This window comes from Vibrio sp. 2130-1 (genome assembly GCF_033339515.1).
The window spans coordinates 26236-46064 of record NZ_JAWOUT010000014.1 but is presented as its reverse complement, the minus strand read 5'-3'; the positions used below and the strand labels follow the sequence as shown (position 1 = coordinate 46064).

General features: G+C 44.3%; 18 protein-coding genes. 13 read left to right on the top strand and 5 right to left on the bottom strand.

Annotated elements, in window-relative coordinates:
- Positions 1 to 294 precede the first annotated feature (294 nt).
- The 5 genes from rppH to R7Q09_RS18785 all read left to right on the top strand — a co-directional run bounded on the left by rppH (position 295) and on the right by R7Q09_RS18785 (position 5633).
- Entirely contained in the window at positions 295 to 816 is a 522-nt protein-coding gene (rppH, locus tag R7Q09_RS18805) for an RNA pyrophosphohydrolase (RefSeq protein WP_005381953.1), read from the top strand.
- Between the two features lie 2 nt (positions 817 to 818).
- Positions 819 to 3065: a phosphoenolpyruvate--protein phosphotransferase gene (gene ptsP / locus R7Q09_RS18800; protein WP_005385966.1), complete on the top strand. Its 2247-nt coding sequence runs from the start codon at positions 819 to 821 to the stop codon at positions 3063 to 3065.
- A gap of 6 nt (positions 3066 to 3071) precedes the next feature.
- Complete coding sequence (locus R7Q09_RS18795; RefSeq protein WP_005385965.1) at positions 3072 to 3863, top strand: sulfite exporter TauE/SafE family protein; 792 nt, start codon at positions 3072 to 3074, stop codon at positions 3861 to 3863.
- Between the two features lie 87 nt (positions 3864 to 3950).
- Positions 3951 to 4772: a prolipoprotein diacylglyceryl transferase gene (gene lgt, locus R7Q09_RS18790; protein WP_005381948.1), complete on the top strand. Its 822-nt coding sequence runs from the start codon at positions 3951 to 3953 to the stop codon at positions 4770 to 4772.
- Between the two features lie 9 nt (positions 4773 to 4781).
- A complete protein-coding gene (locus tag R7Q09_RS18785) occupies positions 4782 to 5633 on the top strand; it encodes a thymidylate synthase (RefSeq protein ID WP_005381947.1) in 852 nt (283 codons plus the stop codon).
- Positions 5634 to 5703: 70 nt separating this feature from the next.
- On the opposite strand, the gene R7Q09_RS18780 is transcribed toward R7Q09_RS18785, so the two are convergent.
- Together R7Q09_RS18780 and R7Q09_RS18775 are read right to left on the bottom strand one after the other, a co-directional pair.
- A complete protein-coding gene (locus R7Q09_RS18780) occupies positions 5704 to 6846 on the bottom strand; it encodes a flavohemoglobin expression-modulating QEGLA motif protein (protein ID WP_318070475.1) in 1143 nt (380 codons plus the stop codon).
- A 147-nt stretch (positions 6847 to 6993) separates the two neighbouring features.
- Complete coding sequence (locus tag R7Q09_RS18775) at positions 6994 to 8139, bottom strand: Na/Pi symporter (protein WP_025768431.1); 1146 nt, start codon at positions 8137 to 8139, stop codon at positions 6994 to 6996.
- A gap of 386 nt (positions 8140 to 8525) precedes the next feature.
- Between R7Q09_RS18775 and nhaR the strand changes: the two genes are divergently transcribed.
- Entirely contained in the window at positions 8526 to 9416 is an 891-nt protein-coding gene (gene nhaR / locus R7Q09_RS18770; RefSeq protein WP_005381942.1) for a transcriptional activator NhaR, read from the top strand.
- A gap of 288 nt (positions 9417 to 9704) precedes the next feature.
- On the top strand, positions 9705 to 10013 hold the full coding sequence (locus tag R7Q09_RS18765; RefSeq protein WP_005381940.1) for an ArsR/SmtB family transcription factor: 309 nt from the start codon (positions 9705 to 9707) through the stop codon (positions 10011 to 10013).
- A gap of 304 nt (positions 10014 to 10317) precedes the next feature.
- Here R7Q09_RS18765 and rpsT read toward each other — a convergent pair whose 3' ends face one another.
- The gene (rpsT, locus tag R7Q09_RS18760) at positions 10318 to 10578 is read right to left on the bottom strand and encodes a 30S ribosomal protein S20 (RefSeq protein ID WP_005381938.1); all 261 of its coding nucleotides are present in this window, start codon (positions 10576 to 10578) and stop codon (positions 10318 to 10320) included.
- A gap of 305 nt (positions 10579 to 10883) precedes the next feature.
- Between rpsT and murJ the strand changes: the two genes are divergently transcribed.
- From murJ to ispH, 6 genes are all read left to right on the top strand, one after another.
- Positions 10884 to 12446: a murein biosynthesis integral membrane protein MurJ gene (gene murJ, locus R7Q09_RS18755; protein ID WP_213964600.1), complete on the top strand. Its 1563-nt coding sequence runs from the start codon at positions 10884 to 10886 to the stop codon at positions 12444 to 12446.
- 69 nt (positions 12447 to 12515) lie between these two features.
- Entirely contained in the window at positions 12516 to 13451 is a 936-nt protein-coding gene (ribF, locus tag R7Q09_RS18750) for a bifunctional riboflavin kinase/FAD synthetase (protein WP_005381933.1), read from the top strand.
- A 64-nt stretch (positions 13452 to 13515) separates the two neighbouring features.
- Positions 13516 to 16344, top strand: a complete 2829-nt coding sequence (gene ileS / locus R7Q09_RS18745; protein ID WP_318070476.1) for an isoleucine--tRNA ligase — start codon at positions 13516 to 13518, stop codon at positions 16342 to 16344.
- A 73-nt stretch (positions 16345 to 16417) separates the two neighbouring features.
- Positions 16418 to 16924 carry a signal peptidase II gene (lspA, locus tag R7Q09_RS18740; RefSeq protein WP_005385948.1) on the top strand — a complete coding sequence of 169 codons (507 nt, stop codon included), beginning with the start codon at positions 16418 to 16420 and terminating at the stop codon, positions 16922 to 16924.
- A 144-nt stretch (positions 16925 to 17068) separates the two neighbouring features.
- Complete coding sequence (fkpB, locus tag R7Q09_RS18735; protein ID WP_005381922.1) at positions 17069 to 17500, top strand: FKBP-type peptidyl-prolyl cis-trans isomerase; 432 nt, start codon at positions 17069 to 17071, stop codon at positions 17498 to 17500.
- A gap of 24 nt (positions 17501 to 17524) precedes the next feature.
- The gene (gene ispH, locus R7Q09_RS18730; protein WP_005381920.1) at positions 17525 to 18490 is read left to right on the top strand and encodes a 4-hydroxy-3-methylbut-2-enyl diphosphate reductase; all 966 of its coding nucleotides are present in this window, start codon (positions 17525 to 17527) and stop codon (positions 18488 to 18490) included.
- A gap of 46 nt (positions 18491 to 18536) precedes the next feature.
- Here the strand turns inward: ispH and R7Q09_RS18725 are convergent, their stop codons facing one another.
- Complete coding sequence (locus R7Q09_RS18725; protein WP_017636163.1) at positions 18537 to 19010, bottom strand: low molecular weight phosphatase family protein; 474 nt, start codon at positions 19008 to 19010, stop codon at positions 18537 to 18539.
- A gap of 71 nt (positions 19011 to 19081) precedes the next feature.
- Positions 19082 to 19810 carry a two-component system response regulator BtsR gene (btsR, locus tag R7Q09_RS18720; protein ID WP_005381917.1) on the bottom strand — a complete coding sequence of 243 codons (729 nt, stop codon included), beginning with the start codon at positions 19808 to 19810 and terminating at the stop codon, positions 19082 to 19084.
- Between the last annotated feature and the right edge of the window lie 19 nt (positions 19811 to 19829).

Below are 19829 nucleotides of genomic sequence, written 5' to 3'. Positions count from 1 at the left end.
TTTTTTATCAATGTTTTATGTTTGTTTTTTTGTTTATTCATTTGTTTTTCATTTGATGGGATTGAACTGAATTACTCATTTGAATTGAATTCTTCACAAAGTTATTCACAGAAAAGGTGAATAAATGTGGGCAATGTCTCACTCTTGTGTTGATAAGGTATGGTTTGATTAAAAGATATCCAAAAATGCTGAAAAGGTAATAAATCTTGCTCATATCACATCAGTAAGTTTGCTAGTAATGGGGATATGTGGAAAAATCACGGTAATAAAAAATTTATTCATAGAGGTTAGCCAGTGATAGATGGCGATGGTTACCGACTTAATGTTGGTATTGTGATATGTAATAACCATGGTCAGGTCTTCTGGGCTAAACGATACGGGCAACACTCATGGCAATTTCCACAAGGTGGGATTGACGAAGGTGAAACCCCTGAACAAGCCATGTTCAGGGAGTTATACGAAGAAGTCGGTTTAACGAAAAAAGACGTTAAGATCATTGCAACAAGTCGTCATTGGTTAAGATATAAGCTACCAAAGCGATTGGTGCGTTGGGACTCCAAGCCTGTTTGTATCGGCCAAAAACAGAAATGGTTTCTGCTGAGATTAGAATGCGATGAGTCTCGCATTAATATGCAACGCGGAAAATCCCCTGAATTTGATGGTTGGCGCTGGGTAAGTTACTGGTATCCAGTTAGGCAAGTTGTTTCTTTCAAGCGAGATGTTTATCGACGAGCGATGAAAGAATTTGCATCCTTAGCCATGCCTTTTCGAGAGAGAAAAGCGAAAGGGAAAAGAAAAAAGCAACGTAGAGGATAATCATGCTCAGTCAGCTAAGGGAAATAGTTGAGAAAGTCTCCAGGGTCGATGATGTGCATCTGGCACTCGATATATTGGTGAAAGAGACTTGTGCTGCCCTTAGTACTGAGTGCTGTACTATCTATCTTGCTAATGAAGAAATGCAGCGCCTTGAGTTAATGGCAACTCAAGGCCTTATTTTTGAAGGTGATAGTATTCATATCAACTTCAATGAAGGCTTGGTTGGGTTGGTAAAACGAAGCGCTGAACCCCTTAACCTTGCCGAAGCCTCAAAACACCCCGAGTTCAAATTCTTTCCTCAACTCGGCGAACAGATTTACCACTCTTTTTTAGCTACTCCAATCATTCATCGTAAACAAGTTTTAGGTGTGTTGGTGATCCAACAAAAAACGCCGCGCTTGTTTAGTGAAATGGAAGAATCGTTTCTTGTTACCTTATCCGCTCAGTTAGCGGTGCTCATTGCACATGCGCAGAATCTTGGGCATTGGCAGTTAGCATCTAAACCCACGGTATTAAAAGGTTTGCCTGCGTCTACTGGTGTCGCGATTGGAGAGTTTTGGTTCGACAATACCCAGCCGAGTTTATCGGATGTTTTCCCTTCGTCCACGTTAGATAAGGAACGCGAGCACGAGACACTACTGGTGGCCATAGAGCGAGCGTTAAATGACTTTCGCCGCATGCGGAAAAAACTGGACAGTGAAATCAACAAAGATGCGCTGGCGATCTTCGATCTGTTTACTCACTTACTGAATGATCCGATGCTTCGCGGTGATTTGAAGAAGCAGATTGAAAAAGGAGATAGGGCAGACTGGGCGTTACGCCAAGTTGTAGAGTCATACTCGAATCGATTTGCCAGAATGTCGGATGTATACATGCGTGAAAGAGCGCAAGATATCCGAGAGTTAGGGCAAAGGCTGCTCTATTTTCTGCACAACAGTGAGCAAGAAAATTCTGCAATTGATCGTCCCATTATTTTGGTGGCGAACGAACTCACTGCCACCTTGCTCGCTTCTGTACCTAAAGAGTTTTTGTTAGCCGTCGTATCATTAGAGGGAGGCGCAAACTCTCACGCTGCCATTTTATCTCGAGCTCTTGGGGTCCCTGCAGTCATGGGCGCCAACATTAATCCGGATGTGGTGAATGGCAAACTCGGGATAGTCGACGGCTATACGGGTGAGATCTTCTTAGAGCCAAACCGTCAGTTGTTGCGAGAGTATCGCAGCTTAGTAAGCGAAGAGTCTGAATTGTTTGCCATGGTAAATAAGGACCTCGCACTCCCTGCGGTTACGCAAGATAATCACCATATCGAAATTATGCTGAATGCGGGACTCAGTGCAGACAGTAATATTGCCATCAACACAGGTGTTGATGGTGTTGGGTTGTACCGAACTGAGATTGCATTTTTACTTCAGCATCACTTTCCGTCGGAAGATGAGCAGTATCATCAATACCAAGCAATACTTAACAGCTATCCGAATCAACGAGTAGTGATGCGTACTTTGGATATTGGTGGTGACAAACCTTTGCCGTATTTGCCCATCGAAGAAGATAATCCGTTTCTAGGCTGGCGTGGCATTCGTTTTACATTGGATCATCCAGACATTTTCTTGATCCAGCTGCGTGCAATGTTAAGAGCGAGTGCAGAAAGCGGAAACTTAAGTATCTTATTGCCAATGGTGTCAGGGGTAAAAGAGCTAGACGATGCCATTAGCTTGATTAATCAAGCTCACAGCGAAGCCGTTTTGCTTGATGATAGAATTCAATTCCCACAAATTGGGGTCATGATTGAAGTACCATCGATGGTGTATCTGTTGCCAACGATTGCTCACCGTGTTGATTTTGTTTCTGTCGGGACAAACGATTTAACTCAGTATTTATTAGCGGTAGATAGGAACAATTCGCGCGTAGCGGATGTCTATGAATCTATGCATCCTGCGGTACTGTTAGCGCTTAAGCAAATCCATGAGGTGTGTGATAAATATCAGGTGCCCGTGTGTATTTGTGGTGAGCTAGCGGGTGATCCATTTGGCGCTCTTCTCTTACTTGGGTTAGGGTATACCAGTTTGAGTATGAACACCTCCAACGTGGCTAAGGTGAAATATTTGATTCGTCATAGTCAACAAGAAGAATTAGAAAAATTAGCGGAGCAAGCAATGACAAAATCCTATGGGGAGGACATTCATCAAATGATGCATGACTTCTTCATTCAACAGGGCTTTGCGGGCTTTATCCGTGCAGGTAAAAAGTAGGAAATCGTGACCGTCTCTTTATTTTTGTTATTGTTGGCGCTAGGCGCTTTTGTGGGTGTGATGGCGGGGTTACTCGGTATCGGTGGTGGTTTGATTGTTGTTCCTGCCTTGTTGTATTTGCTTCCTCTTGCTGGGATCTCTCCAGAAATGAGTATGCACATGGCCTTAGCCACTTCGTTAGCGAGTATTATTGTCACGTCTGGCTCATCGGCGATGAATCACCTTAAGCTCGGCAATGTCGATATGTTTGTCGTAAAATGGTTGATGCCTGGTGTGGTCATTGGTGGCTTTGTTGGTGCCAATATTGCTGAGTGGATCCCTACACACTATTTGCCGAAAGTGTTTGGTGTCATTGTTCTTTGCCTGTCAGTACAAATGTTTCGTTCCATTAAAGTTACGAGCAGTAAACCTATGCCGAGCAGCCCTGTGACTGTAGTTTACGGCACGGGAATTGGTGTCGTATCAAGCCTTGCTGGTATTGGTGGTGGCTCACTGTCGGTACCATTTTTAAATAAACATGGGATAGAGATGCGTAAAGCGGTGGGCTCATCCTCCGTTTGTGGTTGCGTGATTGCTATTTCTGGTATGATCGGCTTCATCTTACATGGCTATAAAGTGGAAGGCTTACCTTCATACAGTATTGGCTATGTTTATCTTCCCGCTTTATTAGCGATTGCTATGGCCTCGATGCTCACAACAAAAGTGGGTGCGAAGCTCGCAACTAACCTTCCAACTGCGGTATTAAAAAAGATATTCGCGGTGTTCTTAATGTTTGTTGCAGCGACCATGCTGCTCTAAGTTTGTACCCAAGTCATTCTCGCTGAACCAAGCATCTAGAGGTTACTTGGGTATATTTATTTTGTTGTGATAAGAAGAGAATGATTTATGTCTCAGGGATATATTGAATTTCCCAATATTGATCCGGTTTTAATCTCTATTGGTCCTGTTTCGGTTCGTTGGTACGGTTTGATGTACCTTGTTGGCTTTATGTTTGCTCTATGGTTAGCGAACCGACGTGCGGATAAGCCTGGAAGTGGTTGGACACGAGAGCAGGTTTCTGATTTGTTGTTCGCAGGCTTCCTTGGCGTGGTGATTGGTGGCCGTGTAGGCTACGTGCTTTTCTACAATTTTGAGCTCTTCCTGGCTGACCCTTTGTATCTATTTAAAGTGTGGACCGGTGGTATGTCTTTCCACGGGGGCTTACTGGGTGTGATTACTGCGATGTTCTGGTATGCACACAAAAACGGGCGAACTTTCTTCGGTGTTGCTGACTTTATCGCGCCGCTTGTGCCATTTGGTTTGGGTATGGGGCGTTTAGGTAACTTCATGAACAGCGAGTTGTGGGGCCGAGTAACGGATGTGCCTTGGGCGATCGTTTTCCCAAATGGCGGTCCACTGCCACGTCATCCATCACAGCTTTATGAAATGGCGCTTGAAGGTATCGTCCTTTTCTTCATTTTGAATTGGTTCATCAAGAAACCTCGTCCTCTAGGTTCTGTTTCAGGACTCTTTCTTGCGGGTTACGGAACCTTCCGTTTCCTAGTAGAATACGTGCGCGAACCAGACGCTCATTTGGGGTTATTCGGTGGCTTTATTTCCATGGGACAGATTTTATCCCTGCCAATGGTGGTTATCGGTGTCCTCATGATGGTTTGGGCATACAAACGTGGTCATTACAAAGACGAATTACCACAAAAGACGAAGTAAGGTATTGGTGTGAAACAGTATTTAGATTTGTGTCAACGCATCGTTGACCAAGGTGTTTGGGTTGAAAATGAGCGTACAGGCAAGCGCTGCCTGACCGTAATCAACGCGGATTTAACCTACGATGTTGCGAACAATCAATTTCCGTTGGTCACCACACGTAAAAGTTTTTGGAAAGCGGCCGTTGCAGAGCTATTAGGGTATATTCGTGGTTACGATAATGCGGAAGATTTTCGTAAGCTGGGCACGAAAACCTGGGATGCCAATGCCAACCTAAATGATGCCTGGTTGAATAACCCATACCGTAAAGGTGAAGACGACATGGGCCGTGTCTATGGGGTTCAAGGGCGCGCCTGGGCGAAACCTGATGGTGGTCATGTTGACCAACTACGTAAGATAGTGGATGACTTAACGCGTGGTGTTGATGATCGCGGTGAAATCTTGAACTTCTACAACCCGGGTGAGTTCCACATGGGGTGCTTGCGTCCTTGTATGTACAGTCACCATTTTTCATTGCTGGATGATACGCTTTACCTGAATAGTACTCAGCGTTCGTGTGATGTACCGCTTGGCTTAAACTTCAATATGGTTCAAGTTTACGTATTCTTGGCGATTATGGCGCAAATTACGGGCAAGAAACCTGGTCAGGCATTTCATAAGATTGTGAATGCTCACATTTATGAAGACCAGCTTGAACTGATGCGCGATGTTCAGTTGAAGCGTGAGCCATTAAAAGCGCCGACGTTCCATATCAACCCAGAGATTAAATCTCTAGAAGATTTGGAAACATGGGTCACACTGGATGACTTTTGGGTTGAAGGCTACGAGCATCACGATCCTATTCGTTACCCATTCTCAGTGTAACGAGTATCGTTCTTCAAGATATAGAAAAAGCTCCGAATGGAGCTTTTTTCTTTTTTGTACTTAGAAGGTATTATTTTAGTGCACTGACAATATAACGGTGAATTGGGTTGGTCTGCATCGGTGTGGACAGTGCCGGGCTAATAAACTTAGGTTGAGTGAATATTTCTTTACTCACTAATGAACGGATAAGCTCAAAGTACTTCAGCTCTGTTTTCCCGCACAACAATAGTGAAAAGTCATCGCCCAATTTATCATAGGCATTGAGCACCTCTCGGAATCCTCTAAGATACAAGTAATCCTTCGTTAAACCTCCACCTCGATAGACTCGGGCAGTCGTTGTAAATGCTTGAAGATCAGAAGCTTTATACTGTTCTTTTAATAGCATGAACGTATGGCGGAAATCGCGATCCTTGATCATCGACTCTACTGCCAGAACTCGTAAGGATAAGGTTCTTAGGCGCTTGATACTGAAATGTCCTGACAGATACTCACATAATATAGCCAGCCCTTCTTGAGTGTTGGTATTGGCAGGACAACCTAAGCTCAGGACTTTTAGCGGTTGTTGACGACCGTTAAGCGTAGTCAGGAGATGTACTCCCATTTCATGATGTGCAAGAGCCTCCAGCTCATCAGTGGTGATGTACGCCGCGTGGTTAATTTTGACTCGAGACCCTGAAACTAGTGCGTTTGCTAACATCCCGTCCAACACCTGTATTTCACATTCATACCCATTGCGTTGAGCAAAATTTTGCATGAAACGTGCTATTGCACGGCTATCGTGCTGAGGTTCTTTTTCTTCTTCTGTAGGAAGGTGCAATATGAAATGGGCGTTGGCAATATCTTTGGCGCTCGGTTCCCCATAATAGCGTAAGGAGTTATAAAGAAACTCTTGCGTGCCGATGGTATTCACTTGATCCAGTTTATCTGCATAAGACTGAATTACATCCGCGTACAGCCTTTGCAATTGGGTGTCTTGAATGTTTTCTAGAGGTAGCTCATATAGACGTCGCTTTGCGCTGTGAGTATCTACATTAGTAATTGAATATTGAAAATTAGGCTCTTGAGAATATTTGTTTTTAATGAAACGTTCTCTTTCTTGAGCATAATTAAGAGGATTCACGCTACTGAGGATATCAATATCAGCAACCAGTTGGGTTAGGTTTTCGTCTATTGCGAGTAGCTGATCAGAAATAGCGCCATTAAGCTGCGTCATGTTGTCGACTCCAAATGAGATAGCTCAGCATAAGCATGCTGATGTGGCTCAAATTATCACCGGACAATCGATTTGAACAGTTTAATTATCATAAAAAAGGCTCCACGATGTGGAGCCTAAACAATAAGCGATGGTATGTCGTTGTTGTTACGTTGTTAGGGCTAGAATCGCACCTGGTAGAATAACGAATACTGACATTAGGTAGCCACCAACAACAGCTTTATTCTTAATAGCCATTTCAGAAATCATCTCAGCGCCTTTAACCGGAATCTCACGTAGGAATGGAATTCCAAAGATAAACAGCGTCGCCATGATGTTAAATACTAAGTGGACTAGAGCGATTTGAAGTGCGAATACTGCGAACTCTCCAGATACCGCTGTCGCTGCTAGTAGTGCCGTAATACAAGTACCAATGTTAGCACCCAGAGTGAAAGGGTAGATATCTCGTACTTTCAACACGCCAGTACCAACCAACGGAACCATTAAACTTGTCGTGGTTGAGGAAGATTGTACTAGAACGGTCACGATTGAGCCTGATACGATGCCGTGAATAGGACCACGACCGATGGCGTTTTTCAAAATTTCACGTGCGCGACCAACCATTAGGCTCTTCATTAATTTACCCATCACTGTGATTGCAACGAAGATAGTCGCAATACCCAAAGCAATAAGCATGACGCCGCCAACAGTATCACCGAAGGTAGAAAGTGGCTCTTTAATTGCGCCTACGACTGGCTTTGTAATTGGTTTAATAAAGTTGAAGCCTTTAATGCTCATATCACCAGTAGCAAGCAGTGGAGAAACAAGCCAGTGAGAAACTTTCTCTAAAATGCCGAACATCATTTCCAACGGAAGGAAAATAGCGACAGCAAGCAAGTTGAAGAAGTCGTGAATGGTTGCACTTGCAAATGCACGTTTGAACTCTTCTTTACAGCGCACGTGGCCAAGAGATACAAGCGTATTGGTCACTGTGGTACCAATGTTAGCACCCATCACCATAGGGATAGCGGTTTCTACAGGTAAGCCACCTGCAACCAAGCCTACAATAATAGACGTTACAGTACTTGAAGACTGAATTAAGGCTGTTGCCACCAAGCCGATCATTAGACCTGCAACTGGGTGTGCGGCAAATTCAAATAGCACCTTAGCTTGATCGCCAGTTGCCCATTTAAAGCCACTACCAACCATAGATACTGCTAGAAGAAGCAGATATAACATGAATGCCAAGTTAGCCCAGCGTAACCAACGAGCTGTGCTCGAAATTGGTGCCACTGTTGAAGTAGCTTGGTTCATCATAATTTTCTCCGTTGACCTTTCAGTTCATTTTTCGGTCTGTAGTTGAATCTGCGGGCGATGTTAGAGAACAAATATTTCAGTAATATTACAGATTTCTTGCTGTGAGAGATTTTTATTGTTCTTTTTGATAATGGCGTAAAAGAGGAAGAAAATTAATTTTTAACTTGTTGATTTTAATGGTTAAATTTTGATTTCGTTTTGTTTGGTTTTTGCGTTTTTTTTGTAGAGAAAATGCGCCTCAGTTCAACTTTTATGACAGTGTTGACTTTATACTTTCGGTAAAACTTATGCTTTTGTAAGGTATTGTATGGTTTTGTCGAGTTTATTGTTTGTCTCTGTCACATTTGGTATAAAAAGTATCACTTTCTTTTCGGGACTCGATCATGTCACATCTAAACTACAACCATCTCTATTATTTCTGGATGGTGTGCAAACAGGGCTCTGTAACTAAGGCGGCTGACGCGCTCTTCCTGACACCGCAAACCGTGACAGGACAGATTAAAGCGCTTGAAGAGCGCATGAAAGGAAAGTTAACCAAGCGCAATGGTCGTACAGTTGAGCCCACTGAGTTAGGTCAGCTTGTGTTTAAGTACGCCGACCGGATGTTCGGTTTGAGTTATGAGATGTTAGATATCGTCAATTACAGCCAGCACTCGAACATTCTATTTGAAGTTGGTGTAGCCGATGCGTTATCTAAACGCTTGGTCAGTAAAGTACTGATGACGACCGTCCCGGAAGATAACAGTATTCATTTACGCTGTTATGAATCAACCCACGAACTGCTACTTGAACGCCTTTCTCAGCACAAGCTAGATATGATCCTTTCAGATTGTCCCGTTGATTCTACTCAAAGTCCTGGCCTTTATAGCAAAAAGTTAGGTGAAAGTAGCATGAGCTTTTTTGCTTCTTCTGAAATTGAAAATGTGCGATTCCCTGAGATCTTGGAACAAAAAAAACTTCTGATTCCCGCGAGCCGAACGGCTATGGGGCGTAAAGTTATTCAATGGTTTGATCGTCAAGGCCTTCAACCCAATGTGCTGGGGGAGTTTGATGATGTTGCGTTGATGAAAGCTTTTGCTCGGTACCACGATGATGTGATTTTCTTGGCACCGACCGTATACATGTCGGAGATTGAAGACGACCGAAATTTACAGCTAATTGGCCATGTCGATGGGCTAAAAGAAGAGTACTACGTGATTTTTGCGGAACGAATGATCCAACACCCCGCGGTAAAAAATGTTTGTGATGCTGATTTCAGTCAAATGTTTGAGTAAACCCGTATCGTTGCGTAAATAAATAGATTACTATCAATAAAAATATAATTCTAAATAATATCTAAGTAAGCAAGATACTTGTTTTAGTGAGCAAAACTATTAATTATTGATGGCGCACCAATTAAAGTCCTTGGTGGATAATATTGGTGTATCACTAACAACTAAATTAGAGGTTCTAATAATGAAGACTCTGGAAGTGTATCTTGATTTTCTTAGATATATAAATCAGTGCAACACAACAAGCTGGCCAGGGTTGGAATAAGTAAGTTGTAGCTAGAGGTCCAACACATGAATCTACAAGAAATGGAGCAGAACTCCGCAAAAGCCGTCGTGTTGCTCAAAGCGATGGCAAACGAGAGACGCCTACAAATCCTTTGTATGCTGCATAACCAAGAGCTGTCCGTGGGAGAGCTGTGTGCAAAGTTAGAGCTAAGCCAGTCGGCATTATCTCAGCATCTTGCTTGGCTTCGCCGTGATGAGTTAGTCACGACAAGGAAAGAAGCACAAACGGTGTACTACACATTAAAGAGTGATGAAGTGAAAGCGTTAATAAAAACACTGCATAGTCTTTATTGTGCTGAGAGTGCTCAACATTAATTAAATAGTCCTAATATACTGCTCATCTTAGAGTGTGAATCTAACTTGTTGGAATATTTGAGAGTGGCGTTAAACTTTTGATGATAGGGTACTACTCATCGACCAATTTGCTTTGTTCTCAAGTGTTTTATTAGTGCTTTCTAGTTTGAGCGTTATATGGGTAATGAATAAGCTGATGTCTTTAAATGGGACATTCAGAAAAAGAAAAGCTGGCATTGCCAGCTTTTTTTATTAAGAAAATTTTGTAGATATAAAAAAACCGACACAAGGTCGGTTTTTTCTTCACTGTAAAATCAGGACTCTATTAAAGAGCTTTGATTTGTGCAGCGAAACGAGACTTATGGCGAGCTGCTTTATTCTTGTGAATAAGGCCTTTAGTTGCCATGCGGTCTAGGATAGGTGTAACTACAGCGAATGCAGCAGTTGCAGCTTCTTTGTCGCCTGCTTCGATAGCAGCAACAGTTTTCTTCATGTAAGTACGCATCATTGAGCGACGGCTAGCATTGTGCTGACGACGTTTCTCAGCTTGGATAGCGCGCTTCTTAGCAGATTTACTATTTGCCAAGGGTCTAACTCCCAAAAACTTAGTTCTGTGACAATTTAAGGGCGAGGAATATCCCTCATTTGCGCTTAAATGTCAAATGATTTGTGCAAAAACCGATCTAAGCCAAAACAAATTTTGGTAAGAGAGGTTATCGCGGTTAAGATGGCGGGGATTCTAACAGCATTTTTATACCAATGCTAATAATTATCCGCGAAAGGCACACTTATTCCTTACAGCCCGCGGATAGATTTTTGACGTCTATTTGCAGCACCTGTCAGAGAAACAGTATAGGGTTAGCTGTCTTATGGTGATATTCCGAGGTTACAGTGAGTAAACGACTACTCAAGTCTGGCATGATCGTCAGTGCTATGACATTTATTTCCCGCGTTCTTGGCCTAGTTCGTGATGTTGTAGTGGCAAATTTAATGGGGGCAGGAGCAAGCGCAGACGTCTTTTTCTTCGCCAATAAAATTCCTAATTTTTTACGACGTTTGTTTGCTGAAGGTGCTTTTTCCCAAGCGTTTGTACCCGTTTTAACGGAAAGCCATGCTCAAGGCGACATGGATAAAACTCGGGAGCTCATTGCTCGTGCAGCGGGCACGTTGGGGGTGATAGTCTCAATTGTTACCATCTTAGGTGTTCTAGGTTCCGGTGTGGTGACTGCACTGTTTGGTTTTGGTTGGTTCCTAGACTGGATGCATGGTGGTCCCGCGGCTGAGAAGTTCGAACTTGCTAGCGTGATGCTCAAGATTACCTTTCCTTATTTATGGTTCATCACTTTTGTTGCCCTATCGGGAGCCATTCTTAATACACTAGGTAAGTTTGCGGTTTCTTCGTTTACTCCTGTCTTCCTCAATGTGATGATCATTTTGGCAGCATGGTTTATCTCGCCGCAGATGTCACAGCCAGAGATAGGTCTTGCCATCGGTGTTTTCCTTGGTGGTTTGGTTCAGTTCTTATTTCAAATCCCTTTCCTTATTAAAGCGGGGGTTATGGTTAAGCCGAAATGGGGCTGGCGCGATCCGGGCGTGGTGAAGATCCGAACCTTAATGATTCCTGCTTTGTTCGGTGTGTCGGTAAGCCAAATCAACTTGTTGTTTGATACTTTTATTGCCAGCTTTCTGCAAACCGGTTCGATCAGTTGGTTGTACTATTCAGATCGCTTGTTGGAATTCCCGTTAGGTCTGTTTGGTATTGCTATTGCAACGGTGATTTTACCAGCATTATCACGCAAACATGTTGACGCACAAAATGAAGGATTCGCACAAACCATGGACTGGGGGGTGCGCATGGTGATCTTACTTGGCCTTCCTGCAATGCTTGGTTTGATGGTACTGGCAAAACCTATGTTGATGGTGTTATTCATGCGAGGTGAGTTTTCGCCACAAGACGTACATCAAGCATCATTGTCACTCTTTGCTTACGCTTCAGGCTTGTTGAACTTTATGCTGATTAAAGTGCTTGCTCCGGGTTATTACTCGCGTCAAGACACCAAAACGCCAGTGAAATATGGCATCATTGCGATGGTGACCAACATGGTATTTAATGCAATTTTTGCGTACTTCTATGGCTACGTTGGCTTGGCTATCGCGACAGCACTATCGGCATTTGTGAATATGGCACTGCTGTATCGTGGCCTGCACATCGCAGAGGTATACCAAATCACTAAGCGAACCGTCTTCTTTATTATACGTTTATCTATTGCTGGCGCGGCGATGGTGGCGGCAATCTTATGGCAACTGGAAGATATGTCAGTATGGCTGGGCTGGAGCTTTGCTCACCGAAGCGCGGTGCTAGGGATGTTGATCGGTTTAGGAGCCGTGGTTTACCTAGTGGTTCTATTTTTAACTGGTGCGCGTTTAAAAGACCTAAAAGCTGGGACAGACTGAGGGTGATTAGTATATAATCCGTCAGTTTCACACAGTGTAAAGTAAAACAGAGGCAGAAAGCAGTATCCAATGGAACTGATTAGAGGCATTCACAATATCAACCCGCGACATCATGGTTGTGTGCTGACTATTGGCAATTTCGATGGTGTCCATAAAGGCCATCAACAAGTATTGCAGCAAGTGTCTGAGCAAGCGGACAGGCTATCCTTGCCTTCTGTTGTGATGACCTTTGAACCTCAGCCGATGGAGCTGTTTGCCAAAGACAAGGCACCTGCAAGGTTGACGCGATTACGCGATAAGTTCGTGCAATTGAGTAAGCTCGATATTGACCGCTTACTGTGTGTCAATTTCAATCGCCATTTTGCAAGTTTAACCGCGGAAGAGTTTATCCGTGACTTGTTGGTCGAGCGTTTGGGTGTTAAGTTTCTTGTCGTTGGTGATGATTTCTGCTTTGGCAAAGGCCGTACAGGTAACTTTGCAATGCTGCAGGAAGCAGGGGAAAAATACGGCTTTGATGTCGTAAGTACCCAGAGCTTTTGTTTACAACAATTACGTGTCAGCAGTACGGCTATCCGTCAAGCGCTGGCGCGTGACGATTTGCATTCCGCGCAACAGATGCTGGGAAGAAACTACAGCATCAGCGGTCGTGTTTCTCACGGAAGAAAGCTAGGTCGAACCATTGGGTTCCCTACTGCAAATATTCCTTTGAAACGCTGTGTTTCTCCGGTTTCCGGAGTCTATGTTGTTCAAGCGCTTGGCTTAGGAAATAAGCCAGTTGGTGGTGTTGCTAATATTGGTCAAAGACCAACCGTCAATGGTGTTCGCCAACAGTTAGAAGTGCACTTATTCGACTTTCATGCCAATTTATATGGCAAGCAACTAGAAGTGGAACTTTTGCATAAACTTCGAGATGAGCAAAAGTTTGAGTCGTTTGAAGCACTTAAACAACAAATCGAATTGGATGCTGAAGCAGCAAGGGTGTGGCTGCGTCAGCTTAAGCGTTGAGCGGTTTATTCCACCGTTCAACATAATGTCTAATTTTCGCCCAATATAACGGAATTAAGAATCGATGAGTGAGTATAAAGATACCCTGAACTTACCTGAAACAGGGTTTCCAATGCGCGGCAACCTGGCCAATCGTGAGCCAGAAATGCTTAAGCGTTGGTACAAAGAAGATCTTTACGGTGAAATCCGTAAAGCTAAGAAAGGCAAAAAGTCATTCGTATTGCACGATGGCCCTCCTTACGCAAATGGTGACATTCATATTGGTCACGCACTAAACAAGATTCTTAAAGACATTATTATTAAATCCAAAACACTTTCAGGTTTTGACGCACCTTACATCCCAGGCTGGGACTGCCACGGTCTACCAATCGAATTAATGGTAGAGAAGAAAGTAGGTAAGCCAGGCCAAAAAGTGACAGCAGCGGAATTCCGCGAGAAATGTCGTGAATACGCAGCAGGTCAGGTTGAAGGTCAGAAAGAGAGCTTCAAACGCCTTGGTATCATGGGTGAGTGGGACAAGCCATACCGCACTATGGATTTCGCAACTGAAGCGAACATTATTCGTGCTCTTGGTAAGATCGCAAGCAATGGTCACCTGCTAAAAGGTTTCAAACCTGTTCACTGGTGTACAGACTGTGGTTCTGCTCTTGCTGAAGCGGAAGTAGAATACAAAGATAAAGTATCACCATCTATCGACGTTCGTTTTAAAGCGGCTGACGAAACAGCACTGCTATCTAAATTTGAACTGACAGAAGGTCATGAAGGTCACGGTGACGTATCTATCGTTATCTGGACAACAACACCTTGGACACTGCCTGCAAACCGCGCAGTATGTCTACGTGATGATCTAGAGTACGTGCTTATCCAAACAGAAGGCGACAACGCTGAGCGTATCATCGTTGCTGCTGAGCTAGCGAAAGACGTAATGGACCGTGCGGGTATCGAGCACTTCCACAACCTTGGCTTTGCTAAAGGTGCGGACCTAGAGCTTTCTCAATTCCAACACCCATTCTACGATTTCACTGTACCGGCGATCCTTGGCGATCACGTTACGACTGATTCAGGTACTGGTGTTGTTCACACTGCTCCTGGTCACGGTCAAGAAGACTTCGCGGTTGGTAACAAGTACAACCTAGAAGTAGCAAACCCAGTTGGCTCAAACGGTGTTTACCTACCAGATACAGAGCTATTTGCTGGTCAGCACGTATTTAAAGCGAACGATGCAGTAGTAGAAGTACTAAAAGAAAAAGGTGCACTACTACACCACCACGCTTACGAGCACAGCTACCCACACTGTTGGCGTCATAAGACTCCAATCATCTTCCGTGCTACACCTCAATGGTTCGTTTCTATGGATCAAGCTGGCCTACGTGCTAAAGCATTAGAGTCAATCAAGAATGTAGAGTGGATGCCTGAGTGGGGTCAAAGCCGCATCGAAGGTATGATCGAAGGTCGCCCTGAGTGGTGTATCTCTCGTCAACGTACTTGGGGTGTGCCAATTGCTCTGTTTGTTCATAAAGAAACAGCAGAACTTCATCCAAACACGCTAGAGCTGATCGAGAAAGTCGCTAAGCTGGTTGAAGAGAAAGGCATTCAAGCATGGTGGGATGTAGATGCTGCTGAACTACTAGGTGCTGACGCTGACCAATACGAAAAAGTGCTAGATACGCTAGACGTATGGTTCGATTCAGGTGTTACTCACTTCTCTGTTGTTGATGCTCGTGAAGAGTACAACGGCAATAGTGCAGACCTATACCTAGAAGGTTCTGACCAACACCGTGGTTGGTTCCAGTCTTCTCTAATTTCATCTATCGCGATGAAAGACGAAGCGCCTTACAAACAAGTACTGACACACGGTTTCGTGGTTGATGGTCAGGGTCGTAAGATGTCTAAATCTATCGGTAACGTGGTTGCGCCAAAAGACGTAACCAACAAGCTAGGTGCTGACATTCTTCGTCTATGGGTTGCTTCTACAGACTACACTGGTGAAGTTGCGGTTTCTGATGAAATCCTAAAACGCAGCGCAGATGCGTACCGTCGTATCCGTAACACAGCGCGTTTCTTCCTAGCTAACCTAAGCGGCTTCAACCCTGAAACAGACATCGTTCCTGTTGAAGAGATGGTTGCGCTAGATCGCTGGGCGGTTGGTCGTGCACTAGCAGCACAAGAAGAGATTGTTAAAGCATACGAAGAGTACAACACACACGGTGTAACTCAGCGTCTAATGCAATTCTGTTCAATCGAAATGGGCTCTTTCTACTTAGACGTAATTAAAGACCGTCAGTACACAGCAAAACGTGGCGGCAACGCTCAACGTAGCTGTCAGACTGCACTTTACTACATCGTAGAAGCGCTAGTTCGTTGGATGGCGCCAATCATGTCGTTCACTGCAGATGAAATCTGGAACGAAATGCCAGGAGAGCGCGACAAGTTCGTATTCACTGGTGAGTGGTTCGACGGTCTATTCGGTCTTGCTGAAGGTGAAGAGCTGAACAACGAATTCTGGTCTGAGATCCAAGCGGTTCGTGGTGCGGTTAACAAACTTCTAGAAGATGCGCGTAAAGAGAAAACCATTGGTGGTGCACTACAAGCTGAAGTGACTCTATTTGCTGATGACGCACTAGCGGCGAAGATCAACAAACTTGAAGATGAACTGCGCTTTGTTCTACTAACCTCTGCGGCGAAAGTTAAGCCTCTAGGTGAGAAGACTGATGCAGCACAAGCGACGGATATCGAAGGCTTGTTTGTTGAAGTAGCAGCAGCTGAAGGCGAGAAGTGTGATCGTTGTTGGCACCACACGCCAGACGTAGGCACAATCGAAGGTCACGAGAAGATTTGTGGTCGTTGTGTATCTAACGTAGAAGGCGAAGGTGAAGTACGTAAATTCGCGTAATTGCCTAGAACGACTGAACTTTTTTTAAAATTAACAGCCCCAGTATTTACTGGGGCTGTTTGTAGGTAAAGTAATGAGTGAAAAAGCACTGACGTTAAAGCAATCTGGAGTTCGCTGGCTGTGGTTAGCAATTCTGGTATTTATTGCAGATATTGGCATCAAATTGGTGGTGATGGACAACATGGGCTACGGATGGGCAAACCGAATTGAGGTGTTGCCATTCTTCAACCTACTTTACGTTCATAACTACGGTGCCGCTTTCAGCTTCTTGAGCGATCAAGCTGGTTGGCAGCGCTGGTTATTTACAGGTATCGCGTTTGTTGTTACGGGTCTTTTGACCTACTGGATGAGTAAGCTTCCAGCAAAAGAAAAATGGAACAACATTGCTTATGCACTGATTATTGGTGGTGCAGTGGGCAACGTGTTTGACCGCGTCGTTCATGGCTTTGTTGTTGATTACCTAGACTTCTTCTGGGGTAACTACCACTGGCCAGCATTCAACCTTGCTGACATGGCGATCTGTATTGGTGCGGCAATGATTATTCTGGATGGCTTCCGTAAAAAAGACGCTGACAAGTAATCTTTTGCGGTATATCGAATAACCCTAAGCGTCGTCCGTTGATTCGAGCGACGCTTTTTATTATGTTGGAGCGCCAATCAGCATATCAATGTATAAAAAGACCAAGCTGACAGCGTAATAACCCAAGAACAAGGAAGCATTAACGTGACAACAATAACCAATGAATCGGTAGTAACCCTTCACTTTACGATTAAAATGAAAGACGGATCGGTTGCAGATAGTACTCATAACATGGGTAAACCTGCGAAATTTGTTATGGGTGATGGCAGCTTGAGTGAAAACTTTGAGCAGTGCTTGATAGGCCTCGAAACAGGCGCACAAAAAGCGATTGAGCTAAAGGCAGAAGACGCGTTTGGTATGCCAAACCCTGATCATATTCACTATATGGATCGCACTAAATTTGTAGGTGATGCAGAAGTGGAAGTTGGTACAATCATGGCCTTCAGTGGCCCTGATGGCATGGAAATCCCGGGCATTATTACAGAGATTGCAGGCGATTCAGTCACTGTGGACTTCAACCATCCTCTAGCGGGACAAGACGTGACTTTCGAAGTTGAAATTTTGTCAGTAGAATAGCGAACCAAATAAAAGATAACTTCCATGAGCAATGAAATGAAAATCCTGTTAGCTAACCCACGTGGTTTCTGTGCTGGTGTTGACCGCGCGATTAGCATCGTAGAGCGTGCGCTAGAGATGTATCAGCCACCGATTTATGTGCGTCATGAAGTGGTGCATAACCGTTTTGTGGTTGAAGGTCTAAAACAGCGTGGTGCTATCTTCGTTGAAGAACTGCACGAAGTGCCAGACAACAACATTGTGATTTTCTCCGCTCATGGTGTATCGCAGGCAGTTCGTCAGGAAGCCAAGCAGCGTGATTTGACCGTATTTGACGCAACGTGTCCTTTAGTAACCAAAGTGCATATGGAAGTGGCGCGTGCGAGCCGTCGTAATATGGAAGTGGTTCTGATTGGTCACGCAGGTCACCCTGAAGTCGAAGGTACGATGGGGCAATACGCCAGTGAAACCGGTGGTATGTACTTGGTTGAAACTCCAGCCGATGTTGAGAAACTGAAGGCGATTGTGAAAGATCCATCCGATCTTCATTACGTAAGCCAAACGACGCTTTCTGTCGATGAAACTGCCGATGTTATCGAAGAGCTACGCCGCGTGTTCCCAGATATCCAAGGTCCACGTAAAGACGATATCTGTTACGCGACACAAAACCGCCAAGATGCCGTACGTGAATTAGCTGGTGACGTAGATGTGATGGTTGTGGTGGGTTCTAAAAACTCATCAAACTCTACACGTCTTAAAGAGCTAGCTGAAAAGCTAGGGACACCTGGCTACTTAACCGACTGTCCGGAAGATATCAAACCTGAGTGGTTCGAAGGCAAAACAAAGGTCGGCGTGACTGCGGGAGCATCTGCTCCGGAAGAGCTCGTTAATCAGATTCTAGAGCGAATCAAAGAACTCGTTGGTGCCGAAGCGGTTGATGAAGTACTTGGTCGCGAAGAGAATATGTTCTTTGAAGTACCTAAAGAACTGCAAATCAAGCAAGTGGATTAATCTCCATTTATCGAATATTCAAAAGGCGACCTGTGGGTCGCCTTTTTTACATCTCTCTTAACTCATTTAGGTAATCACGAATTTGGTCTTTTCCTAAACCATCGATAATCATATCAGACATCTTCGTGATTCTTCGCTCAAGCGATTGAGCAACCTTTTCGCAATGTGCGTACATGTCTTCATCAGAACCATCGGTCGGAAAAGCATCAACTTGCCAGTTTACTCGAACACCACCTGCAAGCCACTGAGGAGCAGTTTCTTGATGTAAAGAATCACAGAGAATAATAACGATGTCGGGAAGAAACTGAGTTCGCTCCTCCCATGAATGCGTGTGGATATGCGGAATGGGGAGTTGGTGGTCATCTAAATATTTTTGCACCACTGGGTGCACCTTGCCTGTGGGATGTGAGCCTCCACTGGTGACACTAAAATCTGCTGGCAGGATATTGGTTGCGATTGACTCCGCGAGGACGCTTCGTCCAGCGTTGTGCTTACATATGAATAAAACTTTATACATCATCGCCTCGTCTTTTCAGAGCGTCCTATTTATACGCTAGCGGAAACTCAGCGATGATGTGTGAAGTTTTTGTGTTAGTGGCTAATGCCGAGCATCTCTTTGAGCACCTTTAAGTAGCGGCGGCTTACTGGTATCTCAAAGCCTGTTTTGGTGATGATTTCCGCTAACCCATTTTCCAGTAACTTGATTTCGCTAATCGCTTTAATACTGACTAAGTATTGACGATGGCAGCGGACTAGAGGGGTTTTCTCTTCCAACGTTTTTAATGTCAGTTGGGTGCTCGCGGTTTGGCTGGTGGAGCGTACATGCACGCCGCTGATATCACTGTAAGCACATTCCACCGTGTCGGTGGCCATGATAACGATGCGGTTGTGTCCGATGCACGGTATTTGATCCAACGTGTCAGGTGTAATAGCAGACAGTTGTTGCGTTAGGGCGGATTGGCTAATGACTTTATTTAGCCGTTTGACCGTTTTAGTTAGCCGGCATGGGTCGACAGGTTTGAGCAAGTAATCAAAGGCATTGTCTTCAAATGCTTGAATCGCATACTGATCATAAGCCGTGACAAAAACCACATAAGGCATGGTTTCTGGATCAAGCATCCCTAGTAATTCAATCCCCGTGACTTGAGGCATTTGGATATCGAGAAACACCACATCAGGCTTGAGTTCATTGATTTTTTTTAGGCCGAGGATTGCGTTTGAGGCATCGCCCACGACCTCAACTTGGCCTGTTTCATCCAGTAACTCTGCTAGCTCTTCACGAGCAAACTGTTCATCATCAATGACGAGTGCGGTTAACATCCAACATTACCTTTATTGC

Bases quoted from the DNA above. Each gene is read 5' to 3' on its own strand.
- ptsP (WP_005385966.1), top strand. From the start codon at position 819: ATGCTCAGTCAGCTAAGGGAAATAGTTGAGAAAGTCTCCAGGGTCGAT.
- lgt (WP_005381948.1), top strand. From the start codon at position 3,951: ATGTCTCAGGGATATATTGAATTTCCCAATATTGATCCGGTTTTAATC.
- R7Q09_RS18780 (WP_318070475.1), bottom strand. From the start codon at position 6,846: ATGACGCAGCTTAATGGCGCTATTTCTGATCAGCTACTCGCAATAGAC.
- R7Q09_RS18775 (WP_025768431.1), bottom strand. From the start codon at position 8,139: ATGAACCAAGCTACTTCAACAGTGGCACCAATTTCGAGCACAGCTCGT.
- nhaR (WP_005381942.1), top strand. From the start codon at position 8,526: ATGTCACATCTAAACTACAACCATCTCTATTATTTCTGGATGGTGTGC.
- R7Q09_RS18765 (WP_005381940.1), top strand. From the start codon at position 9,705: ATGAATCTACAAGAAATGGAGCAGAACTCCGCAAAAGCCGTCGTGTTG.
- ribF (WP_005381933.1), top strand. From the start codon at position 12,516: ATGGAACTGATTAGAGGCATTCACAATATCAACCCGCGACATCATGGT.
- ileS (WP_318070476.1), top strand. From the start codon at position 13,516: ATGAGTGAGTATAAAGATACCCTGAACTTACCTGAAACAGGGTTTCCA.
- lspA (WP_005385948.1), top strand. From the start codon at position 16,418: ATGAGTGAAAAAGCACTGACGTTAAAGCAATCTGGAGTTCGCTGGCTG.
- ispH (WP_005381920.1), top strand. From the start codon at position 17,525: ATGAGCAATGAAATGAAAATCCTGTTAGCTAACCCACGTGGTTTCTGT.
- R7Q09_RS18725 (WP_017636163.1), bottom strand. From the start codon at position 19,010: ATGATGTATAAAGTTTTATTCATATGTAAGCACAACGCTGGACGAAGC.
- btsR (WP_005381917.1), bottom strand. From the start codon at position 19,810: ATGTTAACCGCACTCGTCATTGATGATGAACAGTTTGCTCGTGAAGAG.